1 rRNA gene is annotated in these 295 nt (G+C 50.5%); it reads right to left on the bottom strand.

From position 1 onward, the window contains the following. A 23S ribosomal RNA gene (locus ACSG5Z_RS31075) occupies positions 1-295 on the bottom strand; the annotation flags it as partial.

Raw genomic sequence — 295 nt, 5'->3', positions numbered from 1 at the left:
GGTTCGAATTTCAATACAGTCAGGGCGGTATCCCACCAGCGCCTCCACCGAAGCTTGCGCTCCGGTTTCAATGGCTCCCGCCTATCCTGTACAAACTGTACCAAAATTCAATATCAGGCTACAGAAAAGATCAACGGGGTCTTTCCGTCCTGTCGCGGGTAAGCTGCATCTTCACAGGTACTATAATTTCACCGAGTCTCTGGTTGAGACAGTGCCCAAATCGTTACACCTTTCGTGCGGGTCGGAACTTACCCGACAAGGAATTTCGCTACCTTAGGACCGTTATAGTTACGGC

The sequence above is a fragment of the Bacillus pretiosus genome, assembly GCF_051294775.1.
Lineage (GTDB): Bacteria > Bacillota > Bacilli > Bacillales > Bacillaceae_G > Bacillus_A > Bacillus_A wiedmannii.
Note: the sequence above shows the minus strand (reverse complement) of the source record. Positions and strands in the feature narration are given on the sequence as shown.